Here is a 3,515-nt window from a genome sequence, read left to right as displayed (position 1 = left end):
GAGGGCGCGCAGGAGCGCGGGGACCTCGTCGGTGCGGGCCCGCAGGGCGGCCGCGTCGACCCGAATCGGGACGACGGCGGCGTGCTCGCTGCGCAGCGCGGTGGCGAAGAGGGCGAGGCCGGTCGCGTGGTCGAGGACGGGGACGCCCTGGACGGCCATCCGCGCCCGGTCGACGTCCGCGAGGTCGCGGCCGAGGCCGGCGCCGACGTCCCACATGCCGTAGGCCATCGAGGTGGCGGGCAGGCCGGCGGCGCGGCGGTGGGCGGCGAGGGCGTCGAGGAAGACGTTCGCGGCCGCGTAGTTGCCCTGACCGGCGGTCAGGACCAGGCCACCGGCCGAGGAGAACATCACGAAGGCGGCCAGATCCAGGTGGCTCGTCAGCTCGTGCAGGAACCACGCGCCGTCGGCCTTCGGGGCCAGGACCGTGTCCATCCGCTCAGGCGTGAGCGCACCGACCAGACCGTTGTCACCCACGCCCGCGGCGTGGATGACCGCCGAGAGCTCCGGGATCGCCGCTATGAGCGCTGCGACGGCCGCTCGCTCCGACATATCGCAGGCGCGAACCTCAACGACAGCACCGAGGACGGACAGCTCCGCCACCAACTCCGTCGCGCCAGGAGCCGCCAGGCCGCGACGGCTCGTCAGCACCAGACTGCGCACACCGCACTCGGCGACCAGGTACCGCGCCACGACGGCCCCCAGGCCGCCCGTTCCACCGGTGATCAGCACCGTGTCCTCCGCGCCGACCGGCAGCGGACCCTCTGCCAGCGGAAGACGGCCCAGGCGCGGCACGTGAACGGCCCCGCCGCGCACGGCCGACTCCGGCTCCGCGGTGACGACCACCTGTCCATCCGTGTCCAGCAGCCCGAAGCGCCCCGGGTTCTCCGCCTGCGCCGCCCGGACCAGACCCCACACCGGAGCCTGCGCCAGATCCACCGGCTCACCCGCACCCACCGCCGCCGCACCCCGCGTCACCACCACCAGACGCGACGCCGCGAACCGCTCCTCCACCAGCCAGGCCTGCACCGCGCGCAGCACGTACTGCGTCACCGCGCGCACGGCCGCCGGGACGTCGCCCGCCGGGGCGGCCACGGCCGCGCAGTCCAGGACGACGGTCTCGGGAGCCGGGCCCTCGGCGGACAGGTCGTCCCAGGCCGTCCACTCCGTGCCCGCGTCCGGACCGGCCGGCAGCTCCGACCACTCGACCGCGTAGAGCGGATCGGCCGAGCCGAGCTGCGCCGCCGAGACGGCCCGGCCCCTCACGGAGGCCACCGTCAGCACCGGGCCACCCGCCGGGTCGGCGAGGTCGAGCCGCAGCCCGCCGCCGTCGAGCCGGACCAGCCGGACCCGCACCGCCGACGCGCCGACGGCGCGCAGCGCCGCGCCCGTCCACGCGAACGGGACCACGGTGTCGTCGCTCCCGGCGTCCACGATGGCGACATGCATGGCGGCGTCGAGCAGCGCCGGGTGCACACCGAAGCCGTCGGCCGCCACGCCCTCCGGCAGCGCGACCTCGGCGAACAGCTCGTTCCCGCGCCGCCAGGCCGTACGGAGGTTCCGGAAGGCGTGGCCGTAGCCGAAGCCGGCCTCCGCCATCCGCTCGTAGGCGCCCTCCACCGGCATCGGCTCGGCGTCGGCCGGCGGCCAGACGTCGAAGGACTCCGCCTCGACACCGCCGTTGACGGCCAGCGAACCGGCCGCGTGCTGGACCCACCCGGCGTCCGGATCCGCGTCCGGCCGGGAGTGGATCGTGAGCTGCCGGCGGCCGGACGCATCCGGCGTGCCGACGCGGAGCTGGAGCTGTCGTGCGCCGTGCTCGGGCAGCACCAGCGGTGCGGCCAGCGTCAGTTCCTCCACGTGCTCGCAGCCGACCTCGGCGGCGGCGCGCAGAGCGAGTTCGAGCAGGCCCGCGCCGGGCAGCAGGACCGCACCCTGGACGGTGTGGTCGGCCAGCCACGGGAGTTCGGCGGTCGACAGCCGTCCGGTGAGCAGCAGCCCGTCCTCGTCGGCCAGTTCGACGGCGGCGCCGAGCATGGGGTGCGTGGTGGCGCCGAGGCCGGCCGAGCGGACGTCGCCATCACGGGCGGCGATGGGCGCGGGCCAGAAGCGGCGGCGCTGGAAGGCGTACGTCGGCAGGTCGACGTGCCGGCCGCCGGTGGCGGCGAACAGGGCGGCCCAGTCCACCGTCGCGCCGTGGACGTGGAGGTGGGCGAGGGCGTCGACGAGGGTCTGCTCCTCGGCCCGGTCGCGGCGGAGCGCCGGGACCGCTTCGGCCTCGGCGTCGGGCAGCGCGCTCGCGGTGAGGGCGGTGAGGACGGCGTCGGGGCCGAGTTCGAGGAAGCGGGTGACACCTGCGGCTTCCAGCGTGCGGATGCCGTCGGCGAAGCGGACGGCCTCGCGGACGTGGCGCACCCAGTAGTCGGGGGCGCACAGATCCGTGCCCAGTTCACCGGTGAGGTTGGAGACGACGGGAATCGAAGGGGCTTGGTACGTCAGCCCGTTGAGGACCGTACGGAAGTCCGCCAGCATCGGGTCCATCAGCGGCGAGTGGAACGCGTGGGAGACGCGCAGCCGGTTCGTCCGGCGGTCGGCGAAGTGCGCCTCGATCTCCGCGACGGCGTCCTCCGTGCCGGAGACGACGATCGCGCGCGGGCCGTTGACGGCCGCGATCGAGACGAACTCGCCGAGCAGCGGCAGGACTTCGTCCTCCGTCGCCTGCACGGCCAGCATCGCGCCACCGGACGGCAGTGCCTGCATGAGACGGCCGCGAGCGGCCACCAGCGTGCAGGCGTCCGCCAGCGAGAACACCCCGGCGACATGCGCGGCCGCGACCTCACCGATCGAGTGCCCGGCCACGAACTCCGGCCGCACACCCAGCGATTCGACGAGCCGGAACAGCGCGACCTCGACGGCGAACAAACCGGCCTGGGCGTAAGCGGTCTGGCTCAACAGCTCCGCGTCCGCGCCCCACACGACATCCCGAACCGGAACCTCGAACGCCTCGCACACCTCGTCGAAGGCCCGGGCGAACACCGGGAACCGTTCGTACAACTCCCGTCCCATGCCGAGCCGCTGCGAGCCCTGCCCCGAGAACAGGAACGCCGTCCCGCCCTCGGCCGCGACTCCTCGGGCCACCTCGACCCCGTCGACGACCACCGCGCGGTGCGGGAAGAGCGACCGCCCGAGCAGGGTGAACGCCACGTCAGCGGAAGGGAGTTCATCAAGCTCTGCCAATCGCGCGAGCTGAGCGTCCAGCGCCGCCTCGGACTTGGCGGATACCACCCAGGGCATCGCCCCCGCCGTCTCCGCAGCGTCCGGCACGGCCTCGGGCTCGGCCTGCTCCAGGATCACGTGCGCGTTGGTGCCGCTGATCCCGAAGGACGACACACCCGCCCGGCGCGGGTGGCCGGTGGCCGGCCAGTCGGCGCGCTCGGTGAGCAGTTCGACCGCACCGGCCGTCCAGTCGACGTGCGAGGAGGGCGCGTCCACGTGCAGGGTGCGCGGCAGCAGCCCGT

General features: G+C 74.6%; 1 protein-coding gene. It reads right to left on the bottom strand.

Annotated elements, in window-relative coordinates:
* Positions 1 to 3,515 (bottom strand): type I polyketide synthase (locus tag BG452_RS31605; RefSeq protein ID WP_188307786.1); only part of this gene is annotated, 3,515 nt, incomplete at both ends.

It is taken from the genome of Streptomyces sp. CBMA123 (genome assembly GCF_014596465.1).
Taxonomy (GTDB): Bacteria; Actinomycetota; Actinomycetes; order Streptomycetales; family Streptomycetaceae; genus Kitasatospora.
This window is presented reverse-complemented; position numbering and strand designations above follow the sequence as displayed.